At 47.3% G+C, this 17382-nt stretch carries 16 protein-coding genes and 5 pseudogenes; 3 read left to right on the top strand and 18 right to left on the bottom strand.

The window, feature by feature from the left end; genetic code table 11:
- Window positions 1–33: 33 nt before the first annotated feature.
- Window positions 34–759: a type 1 glutamine amidotransferase gene (locus WFN87_RS22165; RefSeq protein ID WP_336983748.1), complete on the bottom strand. Its 726-nt coding sequence runs from the start codon at window positions 757–759 to the stop codon at window positions 34–36.
- Between the two features lie 119 nt (window positions 760–878).
- Here WFN87_RS22165 and WFN87_RS22170 point away from each other — a divergent pair.
- Together WFN87_RS22170 and WFN87_RS22175 are read left to right on the top strand one after the other, a co-directional pair.
- Window positions 879–1677 (top strand): annotated as a pseudogene (locus WFN87_RS22170) (AraC family transcriptional regulator).
- Window positions 1674–2127 (top strand): annotated as a pseudogene (locus tag WFN87_RS22175) (NUDIX hydrolase). Before WFN87_RS22170 ends, WFN87_RS22175 begins: the two co-directional pseudogenes overlap by 4 nt.
- Window positions 2128–2342: 215 nt before the next feature.
- Here WFN87_RS22175 and WFN87_RS24210 read toward each other — a convergent pair.
- From WFN87_RS24210 to sopA, 15 genes and pseudogenes are all read right to left on the bottom strand, one after another.
- The gene (locus WFN87_RS24210; protein ID WP_442892789.1) at window positions 2343–2510 is read right to left on the bottom strand and encodes a hypothetical protein; all 168 of its coding nucleotides are present in this window, start codon (window positions 2508–2510) and stop codon (window positions 2343–2345) included.
- Window positions 2511–2522: 12 nt separating this feature from the next.
- Window positions 2523–2684: pseudogene (locus WFN87_RS24215) on the bottom strand (conjugal transfer protein TraH); the annotation flags it as partial.
- Window positions 2685–3744: 1060 nt separating this feature from the next.
- The gene (locus tag WFN87_RS22185; RefSeq protein ID WP_336983749.1) at window positions 3745–3912 is read right to left on the bottom strand and encodes a hypothetical protein; all 168 of its coding nucleotides are present in this window, start codon (window positions 3910–3912) and stop codon (window positions 3745–3747) included.
- A 1804-nt stretch (window positions 3913–5716) separates the two neighbouring features.
- The gene (locus WFN87_RS22190; protein ID WP_336983750.1) at window positions 5717–5830 is read right to left on the bottom strand and encodes a DUF932 domain-containing protein; all 114 of its coding nucleotides are present in this window, start codon (window positions 5828–5830) and stop codon (window positions 5717–5719) included.
- 524 nt (window positions 5831–6354) lie between these two features.
- Window positions 6355–6477 (bottom strand): hypothetical protein, encoded by a 123-nt coding sequence (locus WFN87_RS22195; RefSeq protein WP_336983751.1) that lies wholly within the window; start codon window positions 6475–6477, stop codon window positions 6355–6357.
- 226 nt (window positions 6478–6703) lie between these two features.
- A complete protein-coding gene (locus tag WFN87_RS22200; protein ID WP_336983752.1) occupies window positions 6704–7024 on the bottom strand; it encodes a HigA family addiction module antitoxin in 321 nt (106 codons plus the stop codon).
- Window positions 6973–7305 (bottom strand): type II toxin-antitoxin system RelE/ParE family toxin, encoded by a 333-nt coding sequence (locus WFN87_RS22205; protein WP_336983768.1) that lies wholly within the window; start codon window positions 7303–7305, stop codon window positions 6973–6975. Before WFN87_RS22205 ends, WFN87_RS22200 begins: the two co-directional genes overlap by 52 nt.
- 346 nt (window positions 7306–7651) lie before the next feature.
- Window positions 7652–7960 carry a hypothetical protein gene (locus WFN87_RS22210; RefSeq protein WP_336983769.1) on the bottom strand — a complete coding sequence of 103 codons (309 nt, stop codon included), beginning with the start codon at window positions 7958–7960 and terminating at the stop codon, window positions 7652–7654.
- 564 nt (window positions 7961–8524) lie between these two features.
- The gene (locus tag WFN87_RS22215; RefSeq protein ID WP_336983770.1) at window positions 8525–8836 is read right to left on the bottom strand and encodes a helix-turn-helix domain-containing protein; all 312 of its coding nucleotides are present in this window, start codon (window positions 8834–8836) and stop codon (window positions 8525–8527) included.
- Entirely contained in the window at window positions 8836–9174 is a 339-nt protein-coding gene (locus tag WFN87_RS22220) for a toxin (protein ID WP_336983753.1), read from the bottom strand. Before WFN87_RS22220 ends, WFN87_RS22215 begins: the two co-directional genes overlap by 1 nt.
- Window positions 9175–9279: 105 nt before the next feature.
- On the bottom strand, window positions 9280–9423 hold the full coding sequence (locus tag WFN87_RS22225; protein WP_336983754.1) for a hypothetical protein: 144 nt from the start codon (window positions 9421–9423) through the stop codon (window positions 9280–9282).
- Window positions 9424–9466: 43 nt separating this feature from the next.
- Window positions 9467–10081: pseudogene (locus tag WFN87_RS22230) on the bottom strand (ParB/RepB/Spo0J family partition protein); the annotation flags it as partial.
- 1 nt (window position 10082) lies between these two features.
- Window positions 10083–10558: pseudogene (locus tag WFN87_RS22235) on the bottom strand (DNA methyltransferase); the annotation flags it as partial.
- Window positions 10559–11246: 688 nt separating this feature from the next.
- On the bottom strand, window positions 11247–12200 hold the full coding sequence (locus tag WFN87_RS22240; RefSeq protein ID WP_336983755.1) for a ParB/RepB/Spo0J family plasmid partition protein: 954 nt from the start codon (window positions 12198–12200) through the stop codon (window positions 11247–11249).
- Entirely contained in the window at window positions 12200–13366 is a 1167-nt protein-coding gene (gene sopA / locus WFN87_RS22245; RefSeq protein WP_336983756.1) for a plasmid-partitioning protein SopA, read from the bottom strand. Before sopA ends, WFN87_RS22240 begins: the two co-directional genes overlap by 1 nt.
- An 845-nt stretch (window positions 13367–14211) precedes the next feature.
- Between sopA and WFN87_RS22250 the strand changes: the two genes are divergently transcribed.
- Complete coding sequence (locus WFN87_RS22250; RefSeq protein ID WP_336983757.1) at window positions 14212–14925, top strand: replication initiation protein; 714 nt, start codon at window positions 14212–14214, stop codon at window positions 14923–14925.
- Between the two features lie 619 nt (window positions 14926–15544).
- Here WFN87_RS22250 and WFN87_RS22255 read toward each other — a convergent pair.
- Together WFN87_RS22255 and WFN87_RS22260 are read right to left on the bottom strand one after the other, a co-directional pair.
- Window positions 15545–16234 (bottom strand): site-specific integrase, encoded by a 690-nt coding sequence (locus WFN87_RS22255; protein ID WP_336983771.1) that lies wholly within the window; start codon window positions 16232–16234, stop codon window positions 15545–15547.
- 119 nt (window positions 16235–16353) lie between these two features.
- Complete coding sequence (locus WFN87_RS22260) at window positions 16354–17235, bottom strand: hypothetical protein (protein ID WP_336983758.1); 882 nt, start codon at window positions 17233–17235, stop codon at window positions 16354–16356.
- Between the last annotated feature and the right edge of the window lie 147 nt (window positions 17236–17382).

The following is a 17382-nucleotide window of genomic DNA, read 5'->3' on the forward strand; positions in this document are numbered from 1 at the left end:
AATATCCGGTAGTCAGCATCACCGGGCATGACGTTATTCTTGAGTTGCTTTGTAACGAGCTTCCAGCTTATCCAGGAAGCCAAACAACACCTGATTCATTTCGCTGTAATCGTGCGCCCGGAGTGCTTCAGGAGTGTTAACGAAACGGTATTCTGCGGCGCGGCTCAGGTCTTTTTCAGAATGCGCAATCAGCAGTTCAACTACTTCCAGCGTCAGTTCCATATGGCACTGGAAACCAAATACACGATCTGAATACGCAACGATCTGTCGTGGACAACCTACGCTGTAAGCAATGATTTTTGCTTCTGGTGTCAAGCCCGGCATGTCGTTATGCCAGTGTCCGACTTCCAGTGTACTGCCAAAGTGGGAGAACATCTCATCTTTGCAGCCATCTTCCGTCAGTGTGATCAGAAATTTGCCAATTTCTTTTTCGGGGCTGTGCGCGAATGGCGCGCCCAGCGCTTCACCTATTAGCTGTGAGCCGAGGCAGATACCGATCACGGCCTTATCAGTCTGAATTGCAGAAGCAATCAACGCCTGTTCACCTCTGGAATCAAAGTGCGGGCATTCTTCCAGGGTAGTGCCCGGATCTTGCGGACCGCCCATAACGATCAGAAAATCGATGCCTTCCGCGTCTGCTGGCAGCTCATCGCCTGCGTATACGAGTGAGTACGTCACATCATGGCCTTGATTTCTTGCCCATGTTTCATAAGCCCCCGGGGCTTCGAAACTTTCATGTACGATAAAGTGGACTCGCATTAGAGTATGCTCCTGTAATACCTATTATAATTTGAATGATAAATCACTCACCTACCCATTAAGGCTATACTGCGGGTGGTTCTAACTTCGATATCATAATCGCAAGGGCTAAATCTGAAATGCCAGGTAGTATAGATAAAGCGCCAAGACACGATGAAACAACAGGCTGGTCAAGCACAGCGATAAGTTATCAACGCGGAGAGGCAGATCCTCCGCATCATCATGTTGAGGGGCAGTTACTGTTTGCCTCCAGGGGGGTTATGCTGGTTGAAACAGAGAGTGATCGATGGGTCATCCCTCCTCAGCGTGCATTATGGCTACCGCCTCTTCACATCCATAGCTACAACCTGCTTTCACAAACAGACCTACGGGCAGTCTATTTCAGTAGCAGCCTCATCGCTGAATGCACGAACTTTACGAAGAGTAATCAGGTGCATGTGATTACTGCTACGGCACTGGTGAAAAAGTTGATAGCCGGGCTGTTCAGTGAGAATTACCACAAAGCGAGTCAACGAAAAATGGCTCTGTTGCTTCTTGAAATCCTGAGCGAGGCTCCACCTTTAACTACAGAGCTTCCAATGCCGCATGATGAGAGATTATTTTGTGCGACCAGAGAGTTGCTGATTAATCAACGCTGGGATGCATCGTTGATGCGATTTGGCTGTAATCGCGGCCATGTCTGAACGTACATTTTCGCGATTGTTTATTAAGGATACCGGCTTCACTTACAGAGCCTGGAAGCAGAGAGCCAGAATTTCTACGTCATTAGATCTTCTCGCGAACGGAATGCCAGTTAAACAGGTCGCTTATCAGCTTGGCTTCTCATGCCCAGCTTCATTCACAGCTGCTTTTCACTCCATTTTGGATTCAACGCCGCGTGATTTTATTAACCCAGTTATCGTAAAGAGGGAACCATGAGCACCAGTCAAAATATCTGCATTGCCTCAGCCATTATTACTGACGAATACGGGCGCTGTCTGTTGGTCAGAAAACGTGGCACGACGCACTTTATTCAGCCGGGCGGTAAAATGGAACCAGATGAAAACCCCCGTCGTAGCCCTGATGAGAGAGCTGCAAGAAGAGCTGAATCTAAACCTGACTGGTCAGGACCTTAGCTACGTTGGGCGTTTCACAGATAATGCGATAAACGAGCCAGGACGTGTCGTTATTGCTGAGATTTATCACAGCGTCCTTACTGCGAGCGATATTCAGCCAGCGGCGGAGATCGAAGAAGTTATCTGGTATCCCACTGATGGTTCTGAATCTCTGCTACTGGCACCGCTGACGGAAAATCATCTGATGCCTCTGGTGGCAATGCTGCACCAGAATTATTCAGAATCTCTTAGGGAAGGAGACAAAGGCAACTAATCAGCAATGAATGTTAATTCCAACTGAATTTGAAGGCTCTTCGCTCATAGCTGCCTGTCAACGTGGTCAAGTCCCCTTATCGCAGACCAGGTGTATAAAAAATCACCTTAACGTAAAATAATTTTAGATATCCAAACTGACCCCACATAAGCCTGCTGGCGCATCTCGTTTTGCCGGGCCTGCAGTTTTTTACTCACCTCAATAAGTACATCCGGTTATGCCACCAGGTAATCTGCGGCTATCTCCCCGATACGGGCCTGCTGGGCAGGGGTAAAATCATTCGCCTCTGCAGCAGCAGCGCTGAGAGACAAAAAGGCAGGTGCAATGCCGTCAACCGAATGGTTAGGCCCGAGTGCATTCCAGATAAGATTCTTGTTCTTCAACACATGACCTTTCTTATCATCTCCCGCCCTTTTCGTGACGTTGTCACCTTGACATCCCACGGTACATCCCTGAAGGGCTGAGGCCCAGTCAGAAAAAATGTTGCTGTCGCCGGCAATATCCTGGCAGATTTTCTGGTTTGAAACCTGAGAGACAGGCCATAAAACACCAATAATGCCCTACACTGCCTGACACAAACTCATGTTGGCGGAGTTGATATCGGAGGCCAATTTTTGAAGAAAATCTTTTGCATGCTTCAGCTCAGACAGATCGTCTGCAGCGAAAGGTCAAACGCATAGCCCGCCGCAACCGGCATTAGGTGATGGCACCTGCATAGAGATAAGCTGCACCTACTTATCACAAGTTATATTTGCCAGAATACCTGTTGATGGAGCTGCTAGTCTCCGCCCGGGTCAGGAGGTATATCACTAATGATGGACTGATTAACCGACTGGTTGCCTCATTACGCTTTCCGCCCAGAAAAAAATATCATCAAGATTTACAGGGGAGATCCATCGGCTGCGGGAACTGGCAATTCTTTTTGATGAATTTATCTATGAAAAGATTGGAGTAGCCGAAAACCCTTTGCTGAACGAAACAGAAAATAGAAAAATAACAAAGCATAAGTACTTCCCTGCCGGATATACAGCAGAGAAGTACAGCCTGATGATGTTTTCTGCCAACGAGATTCTTTATAAAAGAAGCAGTCGTTGATTTTGAAAAGCATGCTGACACTACCACTCAACTACAACACACACCAAATTCCTTGTTATGACATTACGCATTCAGGTCACGAATATCTTTTAGAAAATAAAATACAATCCTCATTTGCCTGTCATAAATCGCCCTGCATTTTCTGTTAATGTATAGTTTTTTTTCAAACGAAAGCTATAGGTTTAATAATGGGCTAAGCAAGCTGCACGTTAACCTGAAGACCCACATTATGTATTATTTAATAAGATCTTCAATCTACCTCACTTACACATTCGCTTCCGGTTATATCTATAGTTTTTAAAGAGCAACCGTAGAGATTAGGCGTTGCGTTACAACAAGACCTAGACATGTTAAGACAATACGTTTTCGCTGACAAAACATTATCTGACTTATTGAGGACAATTCCGAACTGGATTGGGCAGGCCATCATATAAATTCATCGTTCTGATGAGCAGCCTGCTATTCAGTTGAAGTGGCTAAGCCGATCATTTCATTTAATAGCAGCTAAGACTGAAGACAATATTATTTCTTTTTTTCCATAAGTGCGCGTTTATTTTCAACTTCGTCTTCAGCAGTCATCATAGAGGATGACATTTTGATTGAGAATGTCTGCCAGTTTATCTTCAGAATTCTCCCCTCTCCTCTTTCCTCTCTTAACTGAAGATAAATATCAGATAGCATTGCTATCATGATGGTAGTGACTTCTCGGGTTCCTGCAACCTTCTGATTAAGTCTCGATTAAATCCAGTCGGATAGAATTTCTTTGTCTCACTCTGATATTCTTTAACAATGAATCCAAAGTCAACCAACCCTCCTACAACAGAATAAAATTTAACCACTCCGTGAGTTGCCTCTTTCTGATATTCAATCTGGACATAATATAATTTTTTCCTTTCAATCTTCTCTTTAAAGTGAAAATTTCATCAGCCCATAAAATTTTCCTTAACTGTCCATTAAATCCTTATCTTGACTTAAATTTTTCAAACCAAAACTCACAAACGCTCATAAATCAAGATTTAAAAAGTACTTAGACTACCTATTTTTATTATTCCTATACTTTCAAATGTGTGTCAATTCAGCACTATGCACAAACATTGAGCACAAAAACGTATGGATAGCGTACAAAGCCACTCAAATCTGTTGGAATTTAGCCAGTTTAATGTGTGTCAATCCAGCACTATCCATCATTTTTATGTGTGACAATCAGGCACCAACCTTCATCAATCCACGATTAAGTAATTAATAAATATGAGTAACCACAATTGTAACACGCGACAGTGCCGTTTATGGTGCTGGATTAACACACAATTAGGCACCTCTATGTCATCTAATTAGGCACTGTAACGTGTGTCAATCAACACACCTTTTCACGACATACATCATAAACGCACCCTCAAAAATCACATATACAACTGTTTTTAAACACAAAAACAGCAAGATAAATTCTTGCGTTGGGTGTGTTGTTAGTTTGAAAGAAAGAGCTGCTTGCTGAGTAAGGGGTTGTTTTAGTATTTTTTATATCTGGAAGGCCTCAAAGATGGTCATACAGAGCGCCTGTGCGCGTCTGTAACGAATTAAATTGCATAGGTTGACTGAGTGCGTATTTTTTTCACGATTGCTAACATCGTATTATATGCACTTTTACTGGACTTCTCAAAATGAATTGGTTAGCTATGGCTGGCTTTTCGGTGATATGCCAGTCCCTGGCAGCACTTGAAATGTGTTGAATTTACCCACGATTATTGATGGCTCACTCAATAAAAGAGTAGAGAATTAGAAACAGTGCCATCAATGACAGAAACACAAGTAAAACTGATGATATTTGCAACATGCAGATCAACAACTCTCAATACAAGAGAATTAAATATTTTAAATATCAACAGGAAAATGTTGCTAGCCGATCCCTGCATATGAATTTACACAGACGCATGGATCGAAGCACACAACTCTAAGCAATATGAAAGAAACTAAGGCAGCGTTGGAATGTACAATACTGGCCCCAGCCCAAAGCTGATAAAACAACATCGCGCATATGCTAACGACATTAAAAATATTTCTAAAGTTCTCGTCGCTCACGATATGCTTTACGCACAATCAGTAAACGCAGCGCATGAAGAAAAACCAGTTGAAAAAATCATGGACTACAACCAGAACCCAGTAACATCTCTTGTCCGTGTTTGCCTCCCTTTCGCCGCTCTTCCCTGCCCCCCACCTTTAATGACATTTTCCTGCGCACGATTAAACGTCGTACATAAATCGTATTTTTTATCTTCCCCTCTACGGGGGGAAGTATATGTTTGGCAGTCACTGGCGCAAGCCTCCCCTCATATTTATATTCCAGCGCAAGTTCACCTAAATTCGCTGCTTAGGCCCGGTTAGCTCGATGCTTTTCATCATATATATTATTGATAACGGGATCGAAGGTTTTCATAACCTAATAGGCACCTTCGATGACCTACCCGACAATATCCTCTTCATGTGGAAATTCTATTTCTTAAAAACCCTTCCAGCTGACAAGGCCATTAGAACAAATCTGGCAGTACATGCCTGGGATCATTTTGTAATTGCTGGAACTATCATGACTGTTAAGCAGGATTATTTCAGTCACTTCATTTCCATTAAGCTAGTCATGAAGGCGTAGACGTAACAAGTGCTTGGTATAGTCATTTTTATCAATACCCCACGTATTTGACTGACTAGCATAAAAGTGTTAAAAACCTTCATCCCGCAAACGGTCAAGGATATTGATCGTTGGAATATAGGTGTAACGGTCGGAATGGGAATCATACTTGCCTGTAGAAAAAGCGCTCGGGACAATGCAAGCCAGTTTATCATTGGTGAGTGGTCGATTTTGACAAATAGAACCATGTGCTCTGTAACGGTTTGTCAAAGTGATCATATTAATTATCTTCTGACAGCAGATTGATAAATAAAATATTGGTACAGAAATAACCATCGAGTGGTATTCCGGCTGCGACGGGATATTCCTGTGAAAACCAGACAGAGAAATAATCCGGCCCATCGTCATAGAAAAAGAACAGTTCTACCGCTTATGCGCGGGTGTTGAACAACCACGGCTGCGGTTGACCTCCAGCAGCACGAAAAACCCATGCAAACAAATCCCTTTTCTGTTCAGGCGTCGGAGCCGTATAAAGCCAGCACCTTTGCTGCTTTATGCTCTGGGGCAGCAGCTTCCCATCTTTCGGTAGATTCTTGAGCGGCGGCATCGTCGGCGCGGCGATGCTGCTGGCTCACGGCCAGTTGCTGCCCTTACCCTTGACCTCAGCCATCAGACCCTAGCAATAGTCCAAACCCCGCGCTTTTGCGGGGTTCGGCGGAGGCTGGCTGCTGCTCCGCTGCACTCTTGCCGCAGTAGGGCTCGACGACCCGCCGGAACGGACAGGGAGCCGAAGGGGGCCATTATCTCGTTTGATTTGGCCGTTTGCCGACCACGCCCCCGGGGCAGCACTGCCGATTGTCCTCAGAGCTTCTCAGTAAAAGAGGGAGTCGCATCTTCACGGATGCCAGGGTGCAGAGTCACCCCGGAGACATCCGTCGTTTCACGCGCCTTATGCAGATCACAGGCTGACTGCATCGACAACCAGAGTCTGGCAGCGATACCCAGCCCCGCTTCAAGACGAACAGCCATTTCCGGGCTGACAGACGTTTTTCCGGCGGCCACTTTAGAGAGCGCTGCCGCAGAAACACCTAATTCTTTTGCCAGCATCCGCAGGCTGACATTGTTATCTTTCAGATACTCAGTGATGAGGCCGCCTGGATGCGGGGGATTAAACATAGCCATGAGTGGTAGTTCTCCAGGTTGAGGATATAAGCATCCCCGTCGGTAAATTCGAATGTAATGCGCCAGTTTTCCCTGACGATGATGGAATACAGATTTTTTCTGTCTCCTTTCAGGGGATGGCAACGAAAGCCAGGATAATAACGAAACTCGTCCGTGGACGTTGCTTCATCAATAACCAGTAACCGGAGCTTTATGCGTTCGGCATCCTGATCCTGGACACCGCTGGCATCCCCTTTTTCAAAGAGCTTCTGCAACCCTTTATTCTTCCAGCTTTTTATCACATCAGCCTCCTGTTTCCCATTGAGAAACACCATGGCAATCTGTTTCTCGATGAGAAACAGATTGCCAGTATGATTTCGTTTCGGCAGCACCAGAATGGTGTTCGTCACTCCCTCCGCCTTTCAGGTTTCATGCGAGTGGAATCAATCCTCCCGGGCTGCCAGTAGTGCCGGTTCATAGGCAAACATGAAGGGAGGCGTGTGAATCGTGACACCGCAGTCCAGGAAAACAGAGAAAAGGCACTCACCAGCACGTCTGCCGTTTCACGTTCTGCTTTATCGCTGTCAATAACCCGCATCACTTTTGCTTTTACAAACTGCATGCGAATGTTCAGGCCGCGCATACAAATCAATCTTCTGCCCGAATCAGCGCTATCAGTTCTTCGCACGTTTCTTTAGCCTTTTTCTCTTCAGCTAAGGTCAGAGTTATCGCGCGTGAGGATGCGGCGCCCATGAATACCGGACGGTCTTTCAGGGGGAAATTACACATGTAATCCAGCGCCAGCCCTAACAAACGTGAGTCATAGATTTCATAATGCTGGCCGCAACCAGCATTAGCTTGCTTTTCCATACGCTGAATCAGGTTGTCGGTGCAGACAACATCGAAAGGATTGCTCGAGTGAAGATTACGAACAAACCCATCAGTCCGAAGGGATATGTGTTTTTAGCCCTACCCTCATGTTTCGGTCGATTCATCCTCAGCGAAGGACAAAGTAGCACCGGCAATGAGCGAACAAAGGGAGCCTTCGCAGGCAACAACGCGGCCCTTTGATAAGCGAGTCGACTGTGCTACGACCAGCCCTCCGCGCCTGAATCTACCAGAACGTAACCTCCACACTGGCAACGTCGTGTGCACACCCGACACGGCGGAACGCCGGGGCGTCCTTACAGCTACGGCATCGCCAGATGCTGACCTTGACCTCAGCCATCAGACCCTAGCGATAGCCCGAAACCCGCGCTTTTGCGGGATTCGGCGGAGGCAGGCTGCTGCTCCGCAGCGGCCTTGCCGCAGCAGGGCTCGACGACCCGGCCGGAGCGGACGGGGAGCCGAATGTGGCCAGCTGTTTTGTCTTTGTTTTGATTGAAATGGAGAGAGGCACACTCTGCTCAACCAGCTGCAGGTGGCCAGAACGGATAATGGCGCCGCAGGCGCCATCTTCTCGTTGATTTGTGGCCCTTTGCCTCAGAGGCTAAGAGGCCAGGAAACCTCCCTGCCCCCTACTCACAAGGAAGCAAGTTGTTTCAGCGTCTGCGGGCTTTTTTCAATCATGCGGATCAACAGGACAGCCTGTTTATTAGGCCGCGCCAGTCCCTGCTCCCAGTTCTGGTAAGTTTTCAACCCAGCATGAAGGTATTGTGCGAACACAGCCTGAGAAAGATTCAGTTTTTCACGAACGGTAACCAAATGCTCCGGGGTGATCACCGGCGATTCAACGCTGACACGGTGGGTTTTCAGCGTAATTTTTCCGGCGTTATAGTCGCCCCATGCCTGAATCCCTTCCTTGAGTTCTTCAAAGATATCGCGTTTTTTCATCATCTAACCCTCATTTTGGCCTGCTCAAGGAGCTGGCGCAGAATACTCAATTGTTGCGGAGTCAGGTCATCGAGCTGATTCTTGTCGTACAGCGTGAAAAGCAGAAATTGTGACTTTTCAATATACCAGTAATAAATCACCCGTATGCCTCCCCGCTTCCCCTTCTGGCGGCGCGAGTCCGCGAACCTGACTTTCCTTAATCCACCGGAATGGGGGATCACATCCCCACAATCAGGCTGCGCCAGGAGCATCTGTTGAAAACTCCGGTATTCATCATCACTAAGATATTCCGCGCGGTGTCTCTCAAACGGAGGTAATTCTATAAACAGCGCTTCCATCGGCTCGCCTCTATCCCTTACTTGGGGATATTATACCCCCAATTTGGGGATAGTAAACCTGTTTCAAAGCGAAAGCCCCGTCAGGGGCTTTCGTGTCATAAGCGATCATTCTTCGTCGGGAGAGTCGTCCATCTCAACATGCATCGCGGCGCTGGTCAGCACATGGCGGTGCGCCTCGGCAGAGGCGCGGATATCTTCAAACTCGGACGGCAGCATGGTTTTCAGGGTTTCAGGGGTATGCGTCATCATGGGGATCTCCTTACCGCCGCCCTTTCGGGCGGCGTGTCCGTTATCAGGCAGCTTGCGCCGGGGTTTGCGTTTCAGTCGGGGTTTCAGTCACTTCGGCATCAGGCTCCGCCGTGACAACCGTTTCACTGCCTGGTTTGATGGGAGCCGTCATCCATGCCGGAACCCAGCGGTCCTCTTTCATCCAGAACTCAGCGTGTTCCGCTGCATCCCCTCGCTTCATTTTCGCGGCATCCAGTGTCGCCCCTGAATGTCCAGCTTCGTTAAGAGCCTCCACGATTTGCGCATGCTTCAGGTCATCTAAGAAATTGGCTTTTGTTGGTTGCCACCAGTCGCGCATATGGAAGCCGATTGCCGTTTCCAGCGTGTCGAGGTCGCTGCGGGAGGTGTGCCCCATATTGCGCGTTTGTACCCCGTCCACCGAACAGGCCGTGCAGAAGGCCATCAGGGACATCAGCACGTCGCCATCGAGTGCAAAGAAGGTAATGAAGTCATCCTCCCAACCTTCCGGCAGCAGCGCCGCAAGACGCGATTTTTCTGCCATCAGTGCCAGCCAGGCTTTACCTTCTTCGCCGGATGGCGCATTCCCCGTCAGGGAGCTATGGGACACGCTCACCTGCAAGCGGAATGGGTGAGGCGTGGTGACGACGTAGGCGAACAAAGGACTCAATCAACGGATAAAGGCTTGAGACCGCTTTTTTGTCGGGTGATGGCGATTCTCGGTGTGTTTCCAGGGGATCACATCCGGGACGGGATTAGCCGGCGTCTGCAGGCACCCTTTTGCCAGCAGAAAAGCGCTTTCGCGGGAGTACCCGACGAACGTTGATTTGGAGGCATAGGCTTTGGCAAATACAAGGTGGCCAACAATGCGAAACCCGGCAGCTTTCCAGGCGCTGATAAAGATATCGGCGCGATTCCAAGCGTAAAAACTCACAATCAGGCTGTTGTTTTTCAGGACGCGAGACATCTCGTTGCAGGCGGGCTGGAGCCATTCGCTGCTGTTATCACCGGCAAACGTGCGGCCAGTCCGGTCTTTGTAGCCAACTAGGTACGGCGGATCGGTGAGAATAAAATCGATCGCCCGCGCGGGAAAACGGGACATGACCTGCACACAATCTCCATGAGTAAAACGTGACATAACCTTACTCCTCTGCAAAATGCGGCGCCGGTTGCGCCGTGCCGCCACTAAAGCCTGGCGAACAGCGGAGGAAAAAAGGGAGTCAACGGAAGCCACAGCTCAGCCCTGAACGGGCTGAATGCAACGTTCAGGGTGAGAACGGCTCAGTATGGCGGCTTGCGAACCCTTTTGAACGAGGCTGACGGGCTAACTTGAAGGCACGGCAAAGCCTCCCGCCATGCTTGTACAAAGACTTAAGAAAGTCGCTATGTGTGGTTGGTTTACACAGTTCAGAACTCGCGAAGCTTATCTGGTGTGGCAGGGAGATGACTCAACAAGTGATACTCCCTTAAATCCTGAACCTATAGGGCACTACTACGTTATTTAAGGAACTTCAGTGCTGTGACTGGGCAAGATAGATGATTCTTATAGCCATGCGAAATGTTTTTTATCAGTATGTTACATCATTAAACAGGTGCAAGCAGGCACGAACACTTCTCATATAAATGTGAGCACTCTACATAATAATTACTATTTATTCCCTTTTTCACTTCGTGTAGTTGGGACCGTGGTCCCAGTTCAGGTGTTGGGACCGTGGTCCCAGTTCAGGTGTTGGGACCGTGGTCCCAGTTCAGGTGTTGGGACCGTGGTCCCAGTTCAGGTGTTGGGACCGTGGTCCCAACTTAGAATAGAAATGATATAAAAAACATTACTGAACTGAAGAAGCATGTTTAGAAAGTATCTCTTCGATCTTATCTATAATATCTGCTGGTAATTTATTTTTATCCAACTTGAAAAGCACCTGATTTTCTTTGTAATGAGCTACAACGCCTGGGGAGAACTGTCTCCGTGTAACAGCCCTGGTATTTCTTTCTTGCAAATTTAGCGTCTTCAAAATTTCTTCTGTGGACAGAATCTCTCCACCTATTTTGCGGGCCGCCAGCAGATTTGCTTGCTCGAGTACATGCTTTTCGCGGGAAATATACACCCTCGCCAGAACATCACCTGCACGAGCTGATAACTCTCCGGGATGTGAGAAAAGAGCCACAATATCTCTGGGTAATTTTGCTGTATTTATACATCTGGTCACAATCTTACGAGAAATGTTCTCGGCATAGGCCAAAGATGAGATTTTTCCATCAAACTCTGTATTAAGCCTTCTAATATAACGACATCCACGTTCATAAGCGCTCGTCGGTCGGTAATCATTACCTAACTTACATAAAGCATCCATTTGCTCATCATCAAGAACACCAACTAACACACGATAGTCGCATGAAGTCAGAATGGCCGTCATGCGGCGACGGCTACCATCAGCGATCTCTATAATATCAGATGCCTTACGCCCAAAACCTGGATTCTGTTGTCCAGAAACCAGAAACGAAGGGATTAAATCATCAAGAGTTTCTTCAGTCAGTAAATCCTGATCACGCTCGTTATTCACCCAGACTTTGGTTTTAAGTGCAACAGATTCCCCGGGAATTGTTTCGAGCGTGAATTTTACATCACGTCCACAAACTGGGAGTGTTATTGTATTGCTCTTCATTGCACTGACACGCGCAATAAGCGAGTCGACCACTGGCGCTGCAGGTATGGTTGAATTCGATGATGGTTCAGGTGCTGTAGTATTTACAGTTTTAGGAATAATGGGGGCGCGTTTCATTAACGAATCTCCCAACGAGGCTTAATCAAACGATCAAATATTTCAGAACAAACAGGTTCCCAGATTGCAAGAGCATTTCGCCACGCCCCTGTCGATGAGCGTTGATCAATTGCCTGTTCAAAAACAGTACGCATACGAATCTGCCCTTTACCTACTTCATCTGTTTCTCTGACAACATTTTTTAACACCATGCTTCCCCAGGCATCTCTGATTTGCTCTTCCATCCACGGTGACTGAGATCCATTATTATTGCTGTATTTCGTCAACAAAATACGCACGTCAGGCTCGAAACCTTTAAGGTCAACGTTTTTCAGCAAATCACGAAGCATGTCAAAAAACTGGAGGGCAGAAGTATAATCAAACAATTCTGCAGGGGTCGGCACAACCAAAACATCTGCCGCACACACTACATTTATTGTTCCAATACCAAGGTTTGGGGCGCTATCAATAACGATCACGTCATAATCCTGCGCAACTGTTTCTATAGCCAGCCTTAGCATCATATGAGGATCTGTTGGTAACTTACCCTCGTCAAAACTAGCCATGAGCTCAGTTTCAATGCGATGAAGCGCAAGGCAAGAGGGAATAATATCCAGACCAGGCCAGCAGGTTGGTTTTATCGCGTAACTTGCATCGTCACGTTCTCCCAGATAGAAGGGCAGTAATGTATCTTCAGCATGGATATGCAAATCAGGCACCCAGCCATGATACATGGACGCCGTACCTTGAGGATCATTGCCTTCGACCAGAAGTACCCTGAGACCTTTGAGTGCCATGTCCTGTGCAAGGTGAACAGAAACTGATGTTTTGTATACCCCGCCTTTATGCGCCGCGACGCCAATTACAGGAGGAAAAACGCTGTCTGGCCTGCGAAGGCGAGTATTGAATACATCACGCATATGGTTAATTTGTTGAATGGTATACCCAACACGTTGTTCCACCCGTCCGCGAGTTTCCATATCTGGATGTGGTAGGCGCCCCGCTTTTTCAGCATCACGAATTGCCTGGGAGGAGACGCCAACAAGATCGGCTGCCTCTCCGATTCGCCAGCGACGTGTGATTTTGCGTGCTTCAGGACTGTCATCATTAAACTGTGCAATCGCAATTGCTTTTGTCATCTCATGACCTGCGAAAATACACTGCTCCAGAGTATCCATTAAACCCATAACGCGTTCCTTTCTCTTTAACTTTGCATTATTTTATTAAATCTTGGGTTTTATTGCAAAGCAATCAAAAAAGCGCAAAGTTGATTATTTTTTATCTAAATTATCGATTAAATCAAGAGGGGATCGGATACATACGGTGCTCGCCGCAGTCTTTGACTAGCGAAGTCTGTCAAAGCGAGGAAGCGCAAGATAACTGCACTTAAATATCGCATGGTCACTCAAAATTAATTGAGAAGAAAACTTTGGCTATTTCCCATGATTACGGCGTTGAACTTTTGCTTCTAATGCATTCCGGTTGATGCCGTGCTTGTTGTATTTCCCATAGTGTACAAAATAATGCCGTACTTTCGGTGTTTTCCAGGGGGTGCAGAGTAGTGCTGTACTTGCGGTATTTCCCACAAAGTGCAGATTGCCCCGGTACTTGTGGTGTTTCCCACAGTTGCAGATTGATACTGTACTTATGGTGTTTCCCACAGCTGCAGATTGATACTGTACTTATGGTGTTTCCCATAGATATCCAGTTATCCACTGTTTTTTTTTAATGATTTTTTTCTTTTTTTATCTTTTTAAGACTTTTTAGGTGCCGGGAAAGCTAGACACAGTGCGACCTGTGAAGCATCTCATGTGGGAAATAGCCTTGGTTCGTGTGGGAAACGCACAAGGTTATGGTGGGTAACACCATAAGTAGGTATGGGGAATAGCTAAAGTACATATGGGAAATAGATAAAGTAAATTCTGCCTTCACAGTTTTGTGGGAAAGACCTAATGAATTCCTTGACGACGGAACAGGATCTGCCACTATGGGATAAGATAAAATCTCCCACAACTGTGATGGACCCCTGAAAATGACAGTATTGGCAGAGACAAAACCGCATAGCTCTCTGAAAATATCTCAATCAAACGAGCTGACAGAGGCTGCTTATTACCTTCCACTTCAAGCCAAACGAGTTCTATGGTTATGCCTGATGCAAACCTATTATCAACAGGAACATCCTGGTCTTTTTACAGTTCGGGTTGCTGATTATCAGCGCTACTTTAAAGTTAGCCAGGCGACAGCGAGTACAGATGTTCGCAAAGGCATTGATGAACTTGGAAACCGTCAGGTAACCTTTTTCCCATCAGAAGGCGAATATGAGGAAGTAAGACGCCCATGGCTGGCCGAGGCGGGGCTTAAAAGAGGGAGGGGGCAGTGGAATATCGAGATCAACCCGAAGGTAATGCCATACCTTACCGGGCTAACCAGCCAATTTACCACCTATACACTGCTTGACTGTGGGCGAATAAATTCAGTAAGAGTTATTCGGCTTTATGAAAGCCTATGCCAGTATCGTTCAACAGGTATCTGGGTAACTTCGGCTAGCTGGCTTGCAGATCGGTACGAACTTCCTGATTCTCAACGCGCTAACTTCGCCGAGATGAAACGAACGTTCTTGCTTCCAGCAATGGAGAAAATCAATACACTGACGCCTCTGAAAGTCTCCATGAAAGAAGAAAATAATGGAAAGTTAGTATTCTCGATTATCGCACGTCCGCTTCAGCTGCCACCGCTTGAAGGCTAGGAATACCAGAGATATATCTCAAATATGGAGTGTTATTCAGGCGCGTTTTCGTGAATTTTCTCGGGTAAATCCCCTCCATAAACTACAGAATTCACGTAGCGCAACCCAGATCCGCATACCATCAAAAAAATTCAACGATATTTTTTTTACAAAAACAACCTGTTTAGCTATTCAATAACACTTGAACGCTGATATTTAGTTATTTCAGTTTTTCATCGTGCTTTTTCTCTATGATAGCATCAATTTATTTGATTATGCTCAAGGACGTTTTTACTCCTGGTCTGGTACACTGGCCAGGAGTAAATGGTAACTCTCCGGCGGAGGGTTTTGGGACGTTCTCCCGCCACTGTAACCTTCCTGACTTTTAATTCCCACGCCACCCTGAACATTCAGGTTATTCTGTCCAGTTATCCCGTTTTTACCCACAGCTTCTGTGGATAATCAACATCTGGTGTCCCGGCCAGCTGCGACCGCTACAACATATAGTACTTACGCGGTCATTCCCGGGGCTGAAGAACTGTTGAAAACCCTCACTGGCCTGGACGTTCTGGCACTATCGGAAAAAATGTCCACGGTCCGGAGAGAGTAGTTCGTCATTATTTTCCCTGACGTGCCCGGCTTATCCCTTCAGGTTTTTCAGCATGTTCACGGCGTCGGCCTCCGGCATCTGGAACTGGACGCGGTGGCGCGCGGCGACATCGAGGGCAAACACCTTCGTGTAGACCTCCGTCGAGCTCAGCGACTTGTGGCCCATCAGCGCCTGCAGCACCTTCAGCGGAATGCCGGCGTACAACATGTGCATCGCGTAGGAGTGGCGGAACGTATGGGGCGTCACCGGCACAGAGAACGTGACGCCATCGGCGGCCGCTGCCTCCACCGCTTCAATGAGCCAGGTGCGGACGGTCCTGTCTGTGATCTCCCAGATACGCGCCTTCTCCGTTCGGCCGCTTCGTTTGTTGCGTCGCTCCAGCGGAATTTTCAGCGTCGCCACCATCATCTCCAGCTGACTGACATAGTTAACATCAGAAAGCGGTACCAGCCGGTGAGGCTGACTGCCGGCGGGCGCACGGCCGGCTGTTCTGGCGGCTTTTTCAGTCCGTTGTTTGAGTGTGGCCAGTTGTACGAACGGGTAGGGCGGCACCAGGGAAAAATCCCCCCTTGTCAGTGCCAGCGCTTCGTTAATGCGCGCGCCGGTATTCCAGAGGGTTGCCAGCAGCATCTTACGGTGAAGATCTGGCACATAATGGAGCAGGGCACTGACTTCCGGCGCCAGCAGGTATTTCGGTAAGTCATCCTGCAAAATAGCCATCTGGCGTAACCCCAGTGCACTGGGATAATCAATTGTCACGGGAAGGGACGACTGAACCTGCCCGGATAACTCCAGACGAGAGATTATCGGTATGCCCGAACGGTGCGTGCTGGGTTCAATCATTGGGCAGGACCTGTAGATTTTTGTGGTGCAGACAATGCTGACGGGCGAATGGAGTTCTGAAAATTGCTCCATTTTTCGACAGCATGTTTATATTCCTTGTAAAGAACGACTTCAGGGCTTCCATCACACATCAGTACAAGTTGCTGACGGTTAAACATATCAACAGCCTCCATTCGTGAGACATCACAAGCAGACCATATATGTCCCTTCTCAAGATCACTTTTGATATTCGGTGAGGCCCACCATTGTATAGCTCCGAAACAAAGAAGTACCAAAATTATGGTCTGGATAAGATCCTGTGGTGTCGGCATAAATCTGCTAAAACGCAGTTGCATCAGAATGTTCCATGCGGTCTGTTTTAGCCTGCTATCATGCGGGTACGGTACCGAAGGTAACAGATCGCAGCATGTTCTGATGAGAGTGATATATCCTTCAGCTTCAATCGCCAGCTTCTTGAATCCAAGAGCTCTGTGTGTAAGGCGAAGCTGTTCATTTTCAGTTACTTTCCGTGAAAGTTGTCTGATTTGAAGGGTCAACTGGCCGGGAAGTACGGACCAGTCTCCTCGGATCATATTTAGCTCGAAGGGATAAACCATACAATATGGATGGTCACCATGCCCGGGCCCAGCTCCTTCAAGTGTTTCACATGCCCCTTGAGCCTCATCGGCAGCCTTAGTGCACCTATGCGCCAGCTCTTCCAGAGCAGTGATTAACTCCGCACCAATATAGGCGCGGGCCGAAGCTTGCTCTCGCTCATGCTTTCGGTGTTCTTTTCGGGCAATGACCCACTGAGTCATCAGACCACCGGCGATGGCCATTCCGCCGCCAATAAGTGAAGGCATCAGTGGCCCCCAGTCAGTTAACTCTCCAGACATCATCCTTCTCCGGCTTTCTGCAAATAAAATATGCCTCAATACTAAAATTTAAAGTGATACTTTCTGTCACAGTATTCACGCTTTCTATGCCAGGAAATCAATCAGCCAAGTTGGTTCCCTGGTTATTGAGAAATCCCGCCAGCAGGTATT

Source organism: Cedecea sp. AS113 (assembly GCF_037152415.1).
In the GTDB taxonomy this organism is placed as follows: Bacteria; Pseudomonadota; Gammaproteobacteria; order Enterobacterales; family Enterobacteriaceae; genus Cedecea.

Coding starts and splice junctions, on each gene's coding strand:
- WFN87_RS22240 (WP_336983755.1), bottom strand. CDS start 12,200: ATGAAACGCGCCCCCATTATTCCTAAAACTGTAAATACTACAGCACCT.
- WFN87_RS22220 (WP_336983753.1), bottom strand. CDS start 9,174: ATGGAAGCGCTGTTTATAGAATTACCTCCGTTTGAGAGACACCGCGCG.
- WFN87_RS22185 (WP_336983749.1), bottom strand. CDS start 3,912: ATGATAGCAATGCTATCTGATATTTATCTTCAGTTAAGAGAGGAAAGA.
- WFN87_RS22225 (WP_336983754.1), bottom strand. CDS start 9,423: ATGATGACGCATACCCCTGAAACCCTGAAAACCATGCTGCCGTCCGAG.
- WFN87_RS22165 (WP_336983748.1), bottom strand. CDS start 759: ATGCGAGTCCACTTTATCGTACATGAAAGTTTCGAAGCCCCGGGGGCT.
- WFN87_RS22215 (WP_336983770.1), bottom strand. CDS start 8,836: ATGAAAAAACGCGATATCTTTGAAGAACTCAAGGAAGGGATTCAGGCA.
- WFN87_RS22200 (WP_336983752.1), bottom strand. CDS start 7,024: ATGGCTATGTTTAATCCCCCGCATCCAGGCGGCCTCATCACTGAGTAT.
- WFN87_RS22255 (WP_336983771.1), bottom strand. CDS start 16,234: ATGGCTATTTTGCAGGATGACTTACCGAAATACCTGCTGGCGCCGGAA.
- WFN87_RS22250 (WP_336983757.1), top strand. CDS start 14,212: ATGACAGTATTGGCAGAGACAAAACCGCATAGCTCTCTGAAAATATCT.
- WFN87_RS22260 (WP_336983758.1), bottom strand. CDS start 17,235: ATGATGTCTGGAGAGTTAACTGACTGGGGGCCACTGATGCCTTCACTT.
- sopA (WP_336983756.1), bottom strand. CDS start 13,366: ATGGGTTTAATGGATACTCTGGAGCAGTGTATTTTCGCAGGTCATGAG.